Source organism: Paenibacillus sp. FSL H7-0350, from assembly GCF_038593195.1.
GTDB lineage: Bacteria > Bacillota > Bacilli > Paenibacillales > Paenibacillaceae > Paenibacillus_AQ.
Map to the genome: position 1 here is coordinate 927,582 of NZ_CP151972.1, position 16,535 is coordinate 944,116.

The 16,535-nt window shown below is 46.9% G+C and carries 13 protein-coding genes and 2 pseudogenes; 8 read left to right on the plus strand and 7 right to left on the minus strand.

Features of this window, described 5'->3' with window-relative positions:
• Positions 1–3: 3 nt before the first annotated feature.
• On the minus strand, positions 4–609 hold the full coding sequence (locus NYE24_RS04275; protein ID WP_342478140.1) for a TetR/AcrR family transcriptional regulator C-terminal domain-containing protein: 606 nt from the start codon (positions 607–609) through the stop codon (positions 4–6).
• A 127-nt stretch (positions 610–736) separates the two neighbouring features.
• On the opposite strand from NYE24_RS04275, the gene NYE24_RS04280 reads away from it, so the two are divergent.
• The 6 genes from NYE24_RS04280 (at position 737) to NYE24_RS04305 (ending at position 11,187) form a co-directional block, all read left to right on the plus strand.
• The gene (locus tag NYE24_RS04280; RefSeq protein WP_036701445.1) at positions 737–2,254 is read left to right on the plus strand and encodes an NAD(P)-dependent oxidoreductase; all 1,518 of its coding nucleotides are present in this window, start codon (positions 737–739) and stop codon (positions 2,252–2,254) included.
• 383 nt (positions 2,255–2,637) lie between these two features.
• Complete coding sequence (locus NYE24_RS04285; protein WP_342478141.1) at positions 2,638–4,833, plus strand: family 78 glycoside hydrolase catalytic domain; 2,196 nt, start codon at positions 2,638–2,640, stop codon at positions 4,831–4,833.
• Between the two features lie 50 nt (positions 4,834–4,883).
• The gene (locus NYE24_RS04290; protein ID WP_342478142.1) at positions 4,884–5,888 is read left to right on the plus strand and encodes an aminoglycoside phosphotransferase family protein; all 1,005 of its coding nucleotides are present in this window, start codon (positions 4,884–4,886) and stop codon (positions 5,886–5,888) included.
• 19 nt (positions 5,889–5,907) lie between these two features.
• Positions 5,908–7,113 carry a helix-turn-helix domain-containing protein gene (locus tag NYE24_RS04295; RefSeq protein WP_342478143.1) on the plus strand — a complete coding sequence of 402 codons (1,206 nt, stop codon included), beginning with the start codon at positions 5,908–5,910 and terminating at the stop codon, positions 7,111–7,113.
• A gap of 183 nt (positions 7,114–7,296) precedes the next feature.
• Complete coding sequence (locus NYE24_RS04300) at positions 7,297–8,772, plus strand: MFS transporter (RefSeq protein ID WP_063829078.1); 1,476 nt, start codon at positions 7,297–7,299, stop codon at positions 8,770–8,772.
• A gap of 93 nt (positions 8,773–8,865) precedes the next feature.
• Positions 8,866–11,187 carry a glycoside hydrolase family 3 C-terminal domain-containing protein gene (locus tag NYE24_RS04305; RefSeq protein ID WP_342478144.1) on the plus strand — a complete coding sequence of 774 codons (2,322 nt, stop codon included), beginning with the start codon at positions 8,866–8,868 and terminating at the stop codon, positions 11,185–11,187.
• Between the two features lie 24 nt (positions 11,188–11,211).
• On the opposite strand, the gene NYE24_RS04310 is transcribed toward NYE24_RS04305, so the two are convergent.
• Together NYE24_RS04310 and NYE24_RS04315 are read right to left on the minus strand one after the other, a co-directional pair.
• A complete protein-coding gene (locus NYE24_RS04310) occupies positions 11,212–12,054 on the minus strand; it encodes an oxidoreductase (protein WP_342478145.1) in 843 nt (280 codons plus the stop codon).
• A 90-nt stretch (positions 12,055–12,144) separates the two neighbouring features.
• On the minus strand, positions 12,145–12,513 hold the full coding sequence (locus tag NYE24_RS04315; RefSeq protein WP_036701457.1) for a MerR family transcriptional regulator: 369 nt from the start codon (positions 12,511–12,513) through the stop codon (positions 12,145–12,147).
• A gap of 436 nt (positions 12,514–12,949) precedes the next feature.
• On the opposite strand from NYE24_RS04315, the gene NYE24_RS04320 reads away from it, so the two are divergent.
• Positions 12,950–13,183, plus strand: a complete 234-nt coding sequence (locus tag NYE24_RS04320; RefSeq protein WP_342478146.1) for a DinB family protein — start codon at positions 12,950–12,952, stop codon at positions 13,181–13,183.
• Between the two features lie 62 nt (positions 13,184–13,245).
• Here NYE24_RS04320 and NYE24_RS04325 read toward each other — a convergent pair.
• Positions 13,246–13,356: pseudogene (locus tag NYE24_RS04325) on the minus strand (GNAT family N-acetyltransferase); the annotation flags it as partial.
• 86 nt (positions 13,357–13,442) lie between these two features.
• On the opposite strand from NYE24_RS04325, the pseudogene arsC reads away from it, so the two are divergent.
• A pseudogene (gene arsC / locus NYE24_RS04330) lies at positions 13,443–13,862 on the plus strand (arsenate reductase (thioredoxin)).
• 37 nt (positions 13,863–13,899) lie between these two features.
• On the opposite strand, the gene NYE24_RS04335 reads toward arsC, so the two are convergent.
• From NYE24_RS04335 to NYE24_RS04345, 3 genes are all read right to left on the minus strand, one after another.
• Entirely contained in the window at positions 13,900–14,763 is an 864-nt protein-coding gene (locus NYE24_RS04335; protein WP_036701461.1) for an alpha/beta hydrolase, read from the minus strand.
• 28 nt (positions 14,764–14,791) lie between these two features.
• Positions 14,792–15,427, minus strand: a complete 636-nt coding sequence (locus NYE24_RS04340) for a hypothetical protein (RefSeq protein ID WP_342478147.1) — start codon at positions 15,425–15,427, stop codon at positions 14,792–14,794.
• A gap of 167 nt (positions 15,428–15,594) precedes the next feature.
• The gene (locus NYE24_RS04345; RefSeq protein ID WP_076153747.1) at positions 15,595–16,473 is read right to left on the minus strand and encodes an ABC transporter ATP-binding protein; all 879 of its coding nucleotides are present in this window, start codon (positions 16,471–16,473) and stop codon (positions 15,595–15,597) included.
• Between the last annotated feature and the right edge of the window lie 62 nt (positions 16,474–16,535).

Consider the following 16,535-nt stretch of genomic DNA (forward strand, 5'->3'; position numbering starts at 1 on the left):
AACTCAGTTCTCTTCTGCCGGTATAATCGCCATTAAGGATTGGTCAGCCAAAGTGAAGATGAGCTCAGCCAGTTCATGACTGGAGAGGATAAATCCTTCTTGTATCCATTCTTGAATGATCGCCAGGCTTCCATTGACCAGGTAGGAATAAGTATACCGTTTCAACCGTTCAGGTACGTTGAGTTGAAGCTGGCTATCAATATTCTTGAGAATTTCATTCAGCAGGCGTTTGGGAAATAACACGTTTTCATTGGAGGTGAGGAGCATGACAGTGAATAGCTCCTCATCCTTTTTAATGTACTCCAGAAATGCCAGGATATAGGTAGTACCGCTGTCTCCAGCTTCAATTTTATCCAGATAGGCACTTGTGTTATTAATAATCTCCTGTTCAACTTGTTCAAGCAGGTCGTAAGCATTGGCATAATGTAAGTAGAACGTGGAGCGGTTGATTCCTGCTGAGGTGCACAATTCCTTAACGCTGATTTGGCTTATATTCTTCTCTTTGAGCAAGCGGATCAAGCTCTGCTTCAACAATATTTTGGTTAACCGTTCCCGTTGATTCATGGTCAAATCATCTCCAAGCCATAAAATTTCTATAAAAATAGACACTGTGATCTCAAATGTCTAAATTACATCAAAGCATAAAACAACTGATGGTTGTTAAATAGACACCGTGTCTGTAGTATGAAGGTAGACGAATGACTTGTCAATAAACTAATGATGCAGGTGAACAATAATGAAGAAAAAACGGATCATGATTACAGGCGCAGCAGGCAATATGGGTGGAGAGACCTTAAAGCTGCTTATGAACGATCTGGCGAAATGCGAGCTGCTGCTCTTCGATTTAGACAATCCGAACAGCCGTGAGAAGCTTCAGCAATATGAAGGGCTGAACAGTGTGAAAATAGTCTATGGTAATTTGTTGGATCGCAGCCTGGTGGAAGAATGTGTGAAGGATGCCGACATTATTCTTCATATCGCTGCTTTTGTTTCTCCTGCGGCTGATGAGTTTCCCGAACGGGCCATGCAGATTAACTATGGTTCAGCCCAAAACATTGTTGACGCCATTAAGAAAAGCGGCCGGGCAGGGATAACACGCTTTGTAAACATTGGTACAATTGCTGAGACAGGTGACCGTATGCCGCCGATCCATTGGGGCCGTGTGGGCGATCCTCTGAAGCCAAGTGTGTACGATTATTATGCTGTTTCTAAAATTGCTGCCGAGCGTATGGTGATTGAATCCGGGCTCAGCTATTGGGTGAGTCTCCGCCAGACCGGTATTATGGGACCTGCGATGAGCAAGATTCAGGACCCGATTATGTTCCATAACTGTCTGGAGAATGTGCTTGAGTATGTGTCGGACCGGGATTCAGGACGATTAATGCGTAACCTGTGCATCCAGGATATTGACGGTGAGCTTGATCAGGCATTCTGGCAGCATATTTACAACATTGGCGGTGGCGAAAGCTGCAGAGTGAGCACACTCGAGATGTACCAGGTGCTGTACGGCAAGCTTGGCATTACCAATCTGGATCATGTCATCAATCCGAAATGGTATGCCACCCGGAATTTCCATGGACAATACTATTTGGATTCCGACAAGCTGGAGGATTATTTCCACTTCCGCCGGGATACGATGGAATACTTCTATCAGAGCTACCTCGATAATCTTGGCGCACTCGTCCCCGTAGCGAAGGTCATCACGAAGCTCCCGGGAGGGCAGAAATTCATGGGGGCTATGATTAAACGTACAATGAAAAAGCAGGCTGTGAAAGAACGCGGAACGCTACGTTTTATAGAGGATAATGATCTTGAGAAAATCGATGCTTATTGGGGAAGCAAGGCAAACTGGGAGGCGATTCCGGAGAAGCTGTCCGAAATGAAGAAATTCTCCGATTGGAATAAAGTAATCAAGCTTGACCACGGTTACGATGAGAATAAGCCAGCCTCAGAGTTAAATATTGAGGATATGAAAGGGGCGGCAGCCTTCCGCGGTGGCGAATGCCTGTCTGCAGAGATGGAGACGGGGAACTGGACGGATAAGCTTGATTTCAAATGTGCATTCGGCCATACCTTTAATGCCAGCCCCAAGCTGATTTTGGAGGGAGGACATTTCTGCCCGCAATGTGAGCGCGAAACCTGGAATTACAAAGAACGTGCCAAACGCGAACCGTTCTTCGCCCAAGTGTGGAACCCTATTCAAGGCAAAGAGGATGGACGGGAATATACAAAAATTGTTTCTGAATTACAATAAGGAGGAAAACCGCAGGGAGGAACACAATTGTGCTTAGAATAACAAATTTAAAGATAGAAAATATGGAACAAGGCTGTATTACCGACAGAAGTCCTAATATTTCATTTGCGCTCGATTCCGATGTGAAAAGCGAAAGCTTATTAAGTGCAGTGATAACTATTGGGGACTGGGAATATGAAACCACAGATCAAATCAATAATTTATACAGCGGAGAACTAGAACCCTTCTCAACCTATAATGTCCATGTCACTGCAACAGGTTCAAGCGGACAAATTGCTGTTGCCGAAACCTCTTTTGAAACTGGACGCTTGGGAATGCTTTGGCGGGGAAAGTGGATTACAGATGGAGGTTATGATTTCCCCAAAAAAGTGTCACCTGTTCCAATGACATTCAAGCGTGCGTTCACAACGAAGCAATCCGTTCGCCGTGCCTGGATTAATGCTACGGCACTCGGCGTCTACGAACTGATGTTGAATGGCGACAAGGTGGGGACGGACTATTTTGCTCCAGGCTTCACCTCTTATGATCATCAAATACAATATCAGACGTATGACGTTAGCGGCTTAATCGGGTCTGAGAATATGTTAATCGCTGTCGTAGCCGGGGGCTGGGCAGCCGGCTCCTTCAATTACGTCCGTAAGAACAAGATCAGTGCAGACCGGCAAGCCTTTCTGTGCGAATTGCATCTCGAATATACGGACGGATCGTATGAGATCGTGGTAACTGATGAATCCTGGCAAGTCTCCGAAGAGGGTAATTACCGGATGGCCGAATGGTATGACGGGGAGACTTATGATGCTACTGTGGATTTGGGACAAATCGCTTGGAAACAGGCAACCTTGACAGCTCCACGTAATAGTCCGCTATTATTGGCACAGTACGGAGATCCGGTCCGTGCTCAGGAAGAGATGAAACCGATTTCATGTACTCATTCACCCGGCGGTGAAGTGATCTATGATTTCGGTCAGAATTTTGCCGGAGTCATCTCTGCCAAGCTGTCTGGCAAAAAGAATCAGGAGATAATCTTTCGTCATGCAGAGGTACTTGTTGAGGGGGAGCTGTTCGTTAAATCGCTGCGTACTGCAAAAGCGACAGCGACCTATATCTGTAAAGAGGGTCCGCAAACCTACTCTCCACGTCTAACCTATATGGGATTCCGTTATGTTGGTGTCCGGGGAATCAGTGCGGAAGACTTGCAATTATCTGCGCTGGTGCTTCATTCCGATTTTGAAGAGATAGGTGAATTTGAATGCTCCAATGAACTAATTAATCAATTACACAGCAATATTCGCTGGGGCGGCAAATCTAACTTTGTTGATATTCCTACAGACTGCCCGCAGCGTGATGAGCGTCAGGGATGGACCGGTGATCTTGCCGTTTTTGCCAGGACTGCCTGCTACAATTTTGATCTAAGCCGGTTCCTGGACAAATGGCTGGCAGATATGCGGGCGGAGCAAGCACCAGGTGGAGGTCTTCCTATGGTTATTCCCCGCGCAGGGGACCATTGGCCAAGGATGGCTACATCTGCTTGGGGCGACAGCTGCATTCTTGTACCTTGGGCAGAATACCTTGCCCGTGGCGACAAACGGCTTTTGGAGCGGCAATATCCAACGATTAAGAAATTTTTAAAAGCAGCGAAGTGGTGGTCCGAATTTCTTTCCTTCACACCTAGCAGCCGTCACGTCTGGCGTTTTCCGTTCCACTTTGGAGACTGGTGTGCACCAGACGAGACGGCCAGGCAGTGGCTTAAGAAGGGCAAGTGGGTGGGGACAGCTTATTTCTCCAACTCCTGCGGATTAGCCGCACAGATCGCCGACTTGCTTGGCTATGAAGAGGATGCAGCATATTACCGGAAGCTAAGATCCAGGATTAATGAAGCTTACCGCCAAGTCTTTACGGATAGCCGGGGCAACCTAAAGAAAGAGTTTCAGACCGCCTACGTGCTTCCGCTTCATTTCAATATGACAGAAGGTACAGAGACGGCTGTTATGGCGGACAATCTTGTCCGGCTTGTCCGGGAGGCAGGCAATAAGCTGACCACTGGTTTTACAGGAACCCCTTATCTATTATTCGCTCTATCGGATAATGGGTACCCCGATAAAGCATATGAGCTGCTGCTTCAGGAAGGCTGCCCGTCCTGGCTGTATGAAGTGAAAGCTGGAGGAACAACCATCTGGGAACGCTGGGATGCACTACGCCCGGATGGAACAGTAAATATAGGTGATCTGAGCGGAAACAAAAAGGATGAAGAATCCAGCGGAGGGATGGTCTCCTTCAATCATTATGCTAATGGAGCAGTGGGAGATTGGTTATACAGACGAATGGTTGGAATGGAGCCAACCAGCGGAGGGTATAGGACCTTCAAGGTTGCCCCCGTCCTCGGAGGCGGAATTTCGTCAGCCAAGGGCAGTATTAAGACCCCTTATGGACGGGCATCTTCTGAGTGGAGCATACAGGATAACAGGTTTACTATCCATATTGAAGTGCCGGTATCGTCCCTATGTACCCTTAGTATGCCGAATGGAGAGCAATACAAGCTTGAAAGCGGATATTATACGTTCAACTGTGAAGCTATCTGACTTCACCGGAGAGGCGAACTGACGCCAACCAGCGGAAAAGTGGAGGGACGATGAAGAGTACAACAAAATTCAGATTGTCTGAAACGCAAATCGCTAAACTGGTTGAAGTGAATTTTAAAGATGGAGGTCAGCTGCGCTCTATTCAGGAGTTAAAAGGCGGGATGTTTAACGCAGCCTATCTTATCGAAAGAACGGTTGGACTGGAACCGTTTGTTCTAAAAGTATCATCGCCGCCTGAATCCGTGCTGCTCTCTTATGAACATCATCTCATGCAAACGGAAGTTGAAGTATATCATAAAATATCCGCTGAAACGTCCATACCGGCTCCACGTGTAATTTGCTCTGATTTCAGCAGAAGCTTACTCCCCAGCGATTACTTCTTTATGAGTGCGCTAAAGGGTCAAAGTATGCACAGTCTTAGAAAAAGGCTCAGCCAGACTCAGAAGGAGAACATAAAAAGTAGGTTAGGCGATTATTTTGCGCAGCTGCACCAGATTAGAGGGAATTACTTCGGCTATTTCACGGACAAACCGGAATGTCAGTTCTCCTCCTGGAAGGAAGCCTATCGTCACATGCTGAAATCTATCCTTGCGGACGGAGAGAGGCTGAAGGTAAAACTGCCTTATGAACGCATTGAGAGGGTAGTTAGTAAGCAGGAGCATTTGCTCGAAGCTGTTACTTCGCCTAGTCTTGTCAGCTTCGATCTTTGGCCGGGGAATATTATGCTGGTTCCGAACGGCAATGACTATGAGATCGAAGCCATAATTGATTTTGAGCGCTCCTTTTGGGGGGACCCGTACGCTGATTTTCCGCCCGCATTTCTTTTGTTCAAAGATGTTAGAGAGGAACAGGGGTTCTGGAAGAGCTATACCGGCAGACTAAACGATAATAAAGTGCTTGATTCCGAAGATTTAAGACGAATTGAATTATACAAATTGTATATTTTTCTGATTATGTCGGTGGAGACGTACAGATATGGATTCATATACGGCAAGCTTCAGTATTATTATTCCCAGAAAGTGGTGAATGACTGTCTTAAAAGTCTGGAACTGTGACCATACACGAGGAGAAGGCATGCTCTCGAAGAATGTGCATTTTGTAATGGATTCCTTCTATAATCTTACCGGTCTGCCGATTCGCTACTACACTGGTAATTCGCTTATACGGATGCTGCCTGATGTTCCTTCGTTCATTGATCCTGCCGTACCGATGCAGCAGCAGCTCCTGCCAAAACAGCAAGCAGTTTACTACCGTGTGACGGACGAAATTATGTTCTACGGTGTAATATCGGAGGAGAACGGAGGAGGGGTGTTCGTCGTTGGCCCCGGATTCCACATGAAGCCCTCGGCGGGCCACTTATCCCGAACGATGATCAACTCTGCGATTGCACGGCAGTATTCAGAAGAATTTACTGCATTTATCAACTGTATCCCGGTGATTACCTTTGAGAATTTCTTGAGCGCGCTCTGCTTCCTTCATTTCGCACTGAACCAGAAAAGGCTCGCTGCCGAATCGCTGCTGCTCTCCGGCAACAAGTTCCAGCGCTTCGAACCGGACATTCGCTCTAATTTATCAGAGATGCTGTATGAGGCTGACGGAGAGCCTCCGGTCCATGACACCTACAATCTGGAGCGCCAGATCATATATTATGTCCGAAGCGGTTCTACAGATAAGCTGAATGACTTATTCGAGAATACTGTACGTGCTAGGGCAGGAACAATGTCGAAGGATGCGCTGCGTCAGGAGAAGAATATTTTCATTTCCACGGCAACACTTGTAACCCGGGCGGCTATCGAGGGCGGACTGGATGTGGAGATGGCCTACCATCTCAGCGATCTGTACATTCAGCAGGCAGAAAGCCTGACGCGCTTAGATCTGCTGTCTCTTCTTAGGCAGCAGATGGTGCTGGATTGTGCCAAAAGAGTGGAGGAGAATAAGTATCCGGCAGATGTCTCTTCATTAACAGAGAGCTGTATCCGTCTGATTCGCAAAAGAATGAACACAGCCATTCTGGTTCGGGAGCTGGCACGCGAGCTAGGTGTCAGCGTCTCCTATCTCTCCCGGATCTTTAAGCGCGACCTGGGGGTCAGCCTGAACGACTATATCAACCGTGAGAAAATCGAGGAATCCAAGTGTCTGCTGGCCTTTTCGGGCAAGCCGCTCAGTGAGATCAGCAGCTATCTTTGCTTCTCTTCTCAGAGCTATTTTCAGAATTTGTTCAAAAGTGAAACCGGGCTGACTCCTCTCAAGTATCGGAATGCTATGCATCATCAAGAATGAGCTCGAACAGCTAGATAAAGTCAGTTCCCCCAAAGTCCAAGCACAAAGTCCTGCGTTCATAATGGAATGCGGGACTTTTTTAAGCATGTTCAGAAAAACGAAATTAAGGTCACGTTTCTACAATACATTGGTATACGACTACTCTAAACTGAGGATAAATCACAGAAAGAATGGAGTAGCATAATGAATCATATGAAAGCGTTCTTCCAGTCCCGGTGGCTGAACTCACGGATTACCCAGTCTGAAACCACAGCCAAGGAGCGTTGGTTCGGTTATTTAATCGGTCCTACCGGAGCACTCCTGCTAAATGCGGTACTGGCCTCTTATCTTAATGTGTATTATACCGATGTTCTAGGCTTAACCTCCGTTGCCGGCGGCGCCTTCCTGGTCTTGTTCCCGATGCTGTCGAAGATTCTGGACGCAGTGGCCAACATTGTTATGGGCTATGTCATTGACCGGACCCGGACGAAACAGGGCAAGGCCCGGCCATGGCTCCTTCTGTCCGCTCCGCTGATGATGATTGCCGGAATGCTGCTGTTCCTGGTGCCTCAAGCAGATACGAAGATTCAGGTGATCTGGATTATTATCTCCTATAACCTGTATTACTCGATTGCCTTCACCTCCTATAATGTGGGCCACAATCTGATGGTCCCGCTGTCGACAAGAGATAGCGCACAGCGGGGTAAGCTGTCCGTGTTCAGCCAGATTTCGGTGATCATGATGAGCGGAATCATTGTGGCCCTGATCTTCCCGATGCTCATCCTGCCAGTTATCGGGGTGGACAAGAGCCGCTGGATCCTCGTGATGTGCATCGTCTCGATCCTGGTGCTGCCGCTAACCTTACTGGAGTATTTCTTCACTAGGGAAAGAGTCACCGCCGAGAGCGCAGAAAGGGAAGAGCAGGAAGGCGGGGGTAATCTTCCGTTCAGCACCCAATTGAAAGCGGTTGTATCTGACCGCTACATGCTGGTTATTCTGCTGTACTTCCTAATTTATACCTTTGCAGTCTGTCTAAAAAACCTGAGTCTAATCTATTATTGCAATTATGTGCTTGGGAGCTATAACGACGGTATAACCCAGACCCTGATTTCCCTGATCGGTGGCATCCCGCTGGGGATTGGCATTGTGATTGTCTGGCCGCTTGCCAAAAAATTCGGCAAGCGGAACATCACCGCAATCGGCTTCATGCTGGTCACTATCGGCAGCGGACTATGTTGGCTATTCCCGGCCAGCATGCCCGTGGTACTGACCGGCCAGTTCATCAAGAACATGGGGCTATTGCCCAGTGCATATATCTTCATGGCGCTTTTCGCTGACACACTCGACCATATGGAGTGGAAGAACGGCTTCCGCTGCGACGGGACTGCGATGTCGATTTACACGACAATTTCCGTTACGATGGTGGGCCTCTGCACCGGAATGTTTAACGGGCTGCTGTCGAAGGCCGGCTACGCCGCACCTTACTACAATGCTGCAGGAGACCTGATTTCCACTCAAAACGATGCTGTTCAGCAGGTAATCACCTTCTCCTTCGTAGGTCTGGAGACCATAACCAGTGTGATACTAATTGGTCTGCTGGCATTCCTGAGTGTGGAGAAGAACCTGGGTCATAAGCAGCAACAAATTCGTGATCGCCATTCATCACAACCATTACATTAACAAGAAAGCAGGAGCTATATGAATCACCATACGATAATCCAATTAATGAGTCTGGAAGAAAAAATAGCTTTGTGTTCAGGAGCCTCCTTCTGGATGACCAAGGCATTTCCGCAATATGAGATCCCAGCACTGTTCCTGAGTGACGGCCCGCATGGCATCCGCAAACAGGAGGGAGAAGCAGACCATCTGGGACTTAACGCCAGTGTCCAAACGACCTGCTTCCCCACGGCGAGTCTGCTTGGTGCAACTTGGGATGAAGCGTTGCTTATGGAGATCGGCGAAGCGCTCGGCCAGGAGGCTATTCAGGAGGATGTACATGTAATTCTGGGTCCGGGTGTGAATATGAAGCGCAGCCCGCTGAGCGGACGGAATTTCGAGTATTTCAGTGAAGATCCCTACCTGTCGGGCAAGCTTGCCGCAAGCTGGATCCAGGGTGTCCAGAGCACCGGGACCGGGGTGTCTGTCAAGCATTTCGCGGGCAATAGCCAGGAAGCCAAACGAATGAGCAGCGATTCCTTGATTGATGAACGGGCCCTCCGCGAATTTTATTTTCCGGCCTTTGAGATTGCGGTTAAGGAAGCACAGCCTGCTACAGTGATGTGTTCCTACAATAAACTTAATGGCACCTACGCCAGTGATCACCGGGAATTGCTGACAGATCTATTACGGGGGGAATGGGGCTTCACAGGTGCGGTAATCACCGACTGGGGTGCGATGAATAACAGAATTGAAGGTTTCAAAGCAGGCCTGGATTTGGAAATGCCGGGAAGCAAGGGAGCCTTCGATGAACTTGTCCATCAGGCTGTGCTCTCCGGTCAATTAAGCGAAGCTGATATTGATCAGTCAGTGCTGCGTCTACTGCAGCTAATACAGCAAGCTACTAATCGCGCGGAGAAGCAGAAAGATGCACAGAATATGTATAATCAGCATCATGAGCTTGCCCGCAAAGCCGCACAAGGCGGCGGTGTCCTGCTGAAGAATGAGAATAACTTCCTGCCGCTAAGCAAGGGGCAGCGACTGACTGTCATCGGGAAACTGGCCGAACAGCCGCGGTATCAGGGTACAGGCTCCTCATTGGTTAATCCCACTCAGATCCATAGCCTTCTGGACGGCTTGGAGCAGTATGGTGCAGACTTCAGCTTCTACGCAGGGTATGAGCTTGAGGATGCCGAGAATGAGGAGCTATTGGAGGCGGCCGTTGCGGGAGTCGAACAGGATGCAACAGTCATCGTGGTCATTGGCCTGACCGAGATTTATGAAAGCGAAGGCTTCGACCGCACCACGCTGTCTATTCCTAATAATCAGATCAGACTTTTTGGCAGATTGGCGGAGACAACCAGTAATCTGATCGCCATCATGGTCGGAGGTTCGGCAGTAGAAACACCGTGGATGGAAAAGGTAAAAGCCTGCCTCCATATGCAGTTGTCCGGACAGGCGGGTGGGCTTGCTGCGGCAGACCTTCTGTATGGGACGGTCAACCCTTCGGGGAAATTGACAGAGACCTTTCCGCTCCGGCTAAGCGATGTGGTGAATGCTTCCTATTATGGTGTAGATCCTAAACAGGTTCCGTACCGGGAAAGCATGTTTGCCGGTTACCGCTATTTTGACAAGGCTAACAAGAATGTGGCTTTTCCCTTCGGCTTTGGCCTAAGCTATACCACATTTGTTTATGACCAGCTCCAGGTAGAACGTCTGAAGGACAATGAATTTGTGGTTCGGCTTGAGATAACGAATAATGGCCAAGCAGACGGCGCGGAAGTTGTTCAGTTGTATGTATCCAGGCAAACACAAGGAGCTTACGGGCCACTCAAAGAATTAAAAGGATTTGCCAAGGTATTTCTCGCCAGCGGCGAACGGCAGAGCGTGACTCTCCGGTTGGATAAGCGCAGCTTTGCCTTTTATGACCCCGACTCCCGGGATTGGCAAATTGAACAAGGAGAGTACAAAATACTGCTCGGCAGTTCCTCAGCCGATATCAGACTGGAATCGTCCGTGCATCTTGAAGGGATTACCCCGAAGAAAAGCGCAGTGAATGAATGGTACTATACGCTGGAAGGGATTCCTTCCGTGAATGATTTCAAATCTGTGTATGGGGATTTCAAGCCGTTTATCATGCGGGGTAAAGGCAAGTTTACGGTGGAATGCTCTGTCTTTGAGATGAAGGACCATAGTTTTATCTTCAAGCAATTCTATAAGGCGATTGAACGGGTCATTGCCAAATCAACTACGGCAGACGGGAAACCCGACTATAGCAACGTGCATTTCAAAATGCTGATGGCATCGGCCAGTGATAATCCGATCCGGACCATGGCGCTGCTCAGTCCCGGGTTCTTAACGTTCAAGCGAATTCAGCTGCTGGTGGATGTGGCCAACGGACACTGGATCAAGGGTCTTCGCAGCTACTTTATTAAATAATAAAGTAGCTGCCAACCTATACATTTATTGTTTATAATCTGCGTTTATCGTTATTTCTTTCCATTGTTCTATGCTGGCAAGCATATTGTTAAATTTATAGGTTGCTGCTTGATAGGCTTGTTGTCCAAGCAACAAACGAAGAGGTGGTTCCGCTGATTCCACAACTTTAATCACTGCTTCAGCAGCCTTTGCAGGATCTCCGGCTTCTTGACCGGCACCGAGCCCGATTCCTTGCAGCATTTGTCCGACGGCAGATTCTTTCAGCTCAGGGATGCTTGTCTCTGTTTTGACAGAAGAGCGGCCGCCCCAATCGGTGCGGAAGCTGCTTGGCTCTATCAAAGTCACATGAATGTTAAAAGGCTGCAATTCTTGGGCAAGACTCTCGGATATGCCCTCCACAGCGTATTTTGTAGCATGGTAATAGCCAAGAGTCGGAAATGAAGTCAGACCGCCAATGGATGAGAAGTTTATAATGTGACCACTCTTTTGTGATCTCATATGAGGAAGAACAGCATTGGTTACATGCATGAGTCCCCAGAAGTTAACCTCGAACATCTTACGCGTCTCTTCCTCTACGCTTTCCTCAACGGAGCTGAAATAACCGATACCTGCATTGTTCACAAGCACATCTATACGGTTAAACCTCTCCATCGTGCGGTCAACCACATTACGGATCTGCTCTGGATTAGTGACGTCCAGCGGGAGAGCAATCACCTGATCCTCATGTCCGGCGGTAAGCCCGGTTACCTGCTCAACATTCCGTGCGGTCACCACAACTTTATAGCCGGCTTCAATCGCTTGCTGCGCGATATGCCGCCCAAATCCTGTTGAACATCCTGTAATAAGCCATACTTTTGCTTCAGACAATGTAATCACTCCTTCAAGGGTATAACTTCACTATACATCTTAAAGTTAACTTGAAGTCAATACTGATTTTGCAATATGAATATTCATAGACTATTCCATCTTCTTATACATCAAAATATCGTAGATCGCTATCTTGCGGATAATCTTCTCCAGATGAAATTGAGTCTGGGCCACACTGCGTTCCACTTTAGCTTTATGCGTAAGCAAAAATTGTTTTCTGGCCTCCAGAGAAGGATCGCCTTGCCGGATCAGCTCTGTATAAGCCTTAATATCTTCAATCGACATTCCCGTATCTTTGAGAGCGATTACCAGTTCAAGCCACTCTAAGACTTCATCCGAATATTCTCTCCGACCTAAAGCATTCCGTTCAACCTGCGGCAAGATGCCTTCTTGTTCATAATAGCGCAGAGTGGAGGGGCGTAAACCTGTGATCTTCTCAATTTCACTAATACTGTACATGCCAAATTGCTCCTTTCATACTTAAAGCTAACTTGAAGTGAATTATACCTTTTTCATGAAGCAAATGCGAACTTAATATATCTTTACTTTACGTATGAGCCTTGACATTATGAAACATAATAGTTATTATAGATATCTAAAGTCCTTGTTTAAAATGATTATCAATGAGGTTCTCAAAGGCTAAAGGAGAGCGAGAAGATGGATGTATTCAAAAGCCAGTATGAAATGATACAACGCACAAGGGAATCATTATTTCGTTATTGCGAAACGATGTCCCCCACAGATTATGTGAAAGAAGTAGAAAGCTTTGGCGGAGCTTCTATTTGCAGTCTGCACGCTCATGTAGCCGATTGTTATCGGGTATGGTTAGGGGAGCCGTGCCCTTGGTAAATCACTTCCCAAAGTGAATCCGAAGTCCATAGATAAAGTACAGAAAATGCGTGAAATGTTTAAGAACATAGATGAACTGGTTTATGAATTTCTATATGACTTTAAAACCAAAGGGGATCCTACCCATTTAGCATCCTGGCAGAGTGACAGTGTAGAGTTAACCGAACTTTGGTTATTTACGCACACTATCACCCACGAATTTCATCATAGAGGACAAATTGTCAAAATAGGCAGGCAACTCGGGTATATCCCGCCGAAAATGAACCTTGCTAAACTTTAATGATCATATTAGCCCAATTTGACAACAGATACAGTCACTTGGGCCTTTTCGTATTTTGGAGATTATAGCAGCCTCTCCATAATCATCACATCAATAAACGCTCCGTCCATCAATCCTTGCTTCTCAAATACACTAACCTGCCGACAGCCCATCTTCTGATACAATCCTTGACCACGCCCACGATAATTATATAATTATGCCTTAGATTAAACCCAATATAACATTGACCCTATTTTAAACTCAAAAGAGAATGCGGCTCATGGATAAGAAAACGATTTATTTTTTGTGTACAGGAAACTCCTGCCGGAGCCAGATGGCGGAAGGATGGGCCAAAAAATAACTGAGCAATGAATGGAATGTGTATAGTGCCGGCATTGAGGCTCATGGTTTGAATCCGAAAGCCGTTCTGGCGATGAGTGAAGCAGGTATAGATATCTCAGGTCAAACGTCAGATATTATTGATCCGCAGCTGCTGAATAGCTCTGATCTTGTCATTACATTATGTGGAGATGCAGCAGATAAATGCCCCATTCCCCTTCCTCAAGTGAAACGTGAGCATTGGGGATTTGATGATCCGGCGAAAGCTAAAGGAACAGATGAGGAGAAGTGGAAGGTTTTCCAGCAGGTTCGTGATCAAGTGGGCGAGCGCATCAAACAATTTGCTGAAACGGGTGAATAGTCACGATGGAGGAGAGCAAGAACGTCTTGAAAAATGTTTAGGCTGTTATATTTAAAAAATCAATCAGTTTCCTGTTCATAGTATCAGCATCCTTGCCGAGCCAGATCAAATGTCCCCATGATTCAAAAAGACAAAGCTCGGCTTGCGGAATGAGTTCAAAGGCTGCATAAGCGTGCGCAGGTAAAACGGCCTGGTCATATTTACTATGTATAATCAGAGTAGGACATAATATTGCAGGTAGACCGGAAGGTTCAAACCAAGCTAGCTGCTCAAGATCTAGCATAAATCCATGCCCTGAGCGCTGGCGCTGATTCATGGCAGCAAATTGTTTCACATCTTCTTGAGTGAATTGTTGCATGACTTGGCTGACCGGAAGGCTACTGAAGGAAGGCACCATCTGCTTCAGGATAAAATTCGGAAAGCTGCGGCTGAAGACGGAGAGGAGTTTCCAAGTATACTTTTCTGTTCTTGGATGAAACAATCGTTTGGCTGCTTTATAGGTTGTATCCTCATGGCTATGCCATGCCTTAGATACAGCAGACTGAAGCGTAAGGCTGTGAACCCGATGGGGATAGCGGGCAGCAAAAGTTAAGCCAGAGGGGCCTCCGGCAGATACAGCGATAATATGCACTTTAGTAAGATTCAAATGATCCAGTAATTGCTCATATGCTTTACAGGCAGCATCTAATGAGCTTCCAAGCTCGTTGCTTGTCCGGCCATATCCGGGCCGCGATGGTGTAATAATGGAATACCCGTTCTCCAGGAGAATTTTATAGCCAAAATCCTCCTGGCAGTTGGAATGTCCGCCATGAAGAATGAACACAGGTTCACCTCTTCCGACAACTGTATACTCAATATCCGCTCCTGTTTCCAGCTTGAATGTTTGGGCAATTCTTGGCATATTCCACTCCCCCAGCTTGCCAAATAAGTTAAATAGGCAAGTCTTTTTTATTAAACCAAATAATTCCCACAGTATACAGCACAGCCGCCAGTCCCGCAAATACAGCCATCCCTATATATGCAAAACTATCACCGGCGAATAATCGTTCCGGGTCGAACAAGGCGAATAATGAGAAATATCCGAGCCATTCCAGCCTTGCCCCGGAATCACCGAGCATTTGCAGCAATACAAACGTGATCGGGAGGCCGGCCCCCAGTCCGAGGCTGTATCTGGCTTCGTTCGCCAGGCAGGAGGCCAGGAAACAGATTCCATTAATCGTGTAATACATCAGGAGTGCGTAAAGATTCAATAGTATAAATTGCTTGGTGTCCATTAGTCCGGGAAACATGACAGAAGAGGTGATCAGCGTCAGGATAGTGATCCAGCTGAAGATTGCAGTTACAGAGGTCAGACTAAATACGGCCTGAGTCACGGCGATCCGAATTCTTGAGTTTGAAGTTGAGAGCAGGTAGGCCATACTGCCTTTATCTACATGTACGGCTATAAGCCGGTGGTTAACAACAATGGACAAGATCATAGGGAATAGATACAGAAGGATACTGTATAACGTCCCTGACAGAAACGTGAGCAGGGTTGACCCGAAATTCATTCCCATGGCGTTCATTAGCCCGGAAGGAAGCATATTTAGCATATCCTTCAATTCATCTGCGCTATCCGGGTTGAACATACTTAATAATACAACGGAATAAAAAGAATACACGGCGACAATCAGAAGCCACAGAAAACGGTTAACTCGTATATTTGCTTTAAATAGAGCCCAAGACATCACAATCAGCGCCCCTTTCCATAAAAGTCCATGAAAATCTGTTCAAGCGTCTGGGGAGTTGACACCATATGAGCCACTTTACATTGAGCCAGTAGGCGCAGCATAGGGTCATAATCCTCTTTGATAAAGATCTCAACGATAAGGGGAGCTCTTTGTATATAATTCAGAGTACTGTTTTGGAGAATAGCCATACCTTCCTTATCCACCATGGTAACAACAAAGCTTTGCGGCAACGCTGCTTTTAGTAAGCGGATGCTCTCAACGGCAACAAGTTCTCCCTCGCGTATAATAGCTGCCCGTTCACAGGTCTGATCGATCTCATCAAATAGGTGAGAGGACATCAGGACAGTTTTCCCCCGGCCGCGTTCCTCAATAATCAATTCTATAAAACGTTTCTGCATAAGCGGGTCCAGTCCGCTTGTCGGCTCATCCAGAATGATAACCTCAGGATCATGCATAAAGGCCGCAATTAATCCTACTTTTTGCTTCATTCCTTTGGACATTTTACGGATTTTCCCGCCAGGCTCCAGCTCGAATCTGTCAATTAATTGACTGCGGCGTATATGATCTTTACGTCCCCTTAACTCATCAATAAAGGTCAGAAATTGAAGTCCGGTCATGTAATCGTAGAACGCAATTTCCCCGGGTACATACCCCAGAGTCTTTTGGATCTGTGCAGCGTCTCTACTGCAGTCAAGGCCCTTGATCGTTGCCCTCCCGCTCGTTGGGTGAACGAAACCCATCAACTGGCGGAGCGTTGTTGTTTTTCCGGCTCCATTAGGTCCCAGAAAACCGAAAACCTCGCCTTCCTTCACCTCAAAGCTAATCTCCCGTACTCCTTTGCCATTGGAATAGAGCTTGGTTAATGCTTCGATTATAATCAAAAGCTTGACGCCTCCCGTCAAAGTTATATAACAAAAATGATTTCAGTTACATAATATTCTCA

Excerpts from the sequence above, each read along its gene's own strand:
- NYE24_RS04320 (WP_342478146.1), top strand. The coding sequence starts at position 12,950 with ATGCGTGAAATGTTTAAGAACATAGATGAACTGGTTTATGAATTTCTA.
- NYE24_RS04300 (WP_063829078.1), top strand. The coding sequence starts at position 7,297 with ATGAATCATATGAAAGCGTTCTTCCAGTCCCGGTGGCTGAACTCACGG.
- NYE24_RS04285 (WP_342478141.1), top strand. The coding sequence starts at position 2,638 with ATGACATTCAAGCGTGCGTTCACAACGAAGCAATCCGTTCGCCGTGCC.
- NYE24_RS04315 (WP_036701457.1), bottom strand. The coding sequence starts at position 12,513 with ATGTACAGTATTAGTGAAATTGAGAAGATCACAGGTTTACGCCCCTCC.
- NYE24_RS04340 (WP_342478147.1), bottom strand. The coding sequence starts at position 15,427 with ATGAACGCCATGGGAATGAATTTCGGGTCAACCCTGCTCACGTTTCTG.
- NYE24_RS04290 (WP_342478142.1), top strand. The coding sequence starts at position 4,884 with ATGAAGAGTACAACAAAATTCAGATTGTCTGAAACGCAAATCGCTAAA.
- NYE24_RS04305 (WP_342478144.1), top strand. The coding sequence starts at position 8,866 with ATGACCAAGGCATTTCCGCAATATGAGATCCCAGCACTGTTCCTGAGT.
- NYE24_RS04295 (WP_342478143.1), top strand. The coding sequence starts at position 5,908 with ATGCTCTCGAAGAATGTGCATTTTGTAATGGATTCCTTCTATAATCTT.
- NYE24_RS04335 (WP_036701461.1), bottom strand. The coding sequence starts at position 14,763 with ATGCCAAGAATTGCCCAAACATTCAAGCTGGAAACAGGAGCGGATATT.
- NYE24_RS04280 (WP_036701445.1), top strand. The coding sequence starts at position 737 with ATGAAGAAAAAACGGATCATGATTACAGGCGCAGCAGGCAATATGGGT.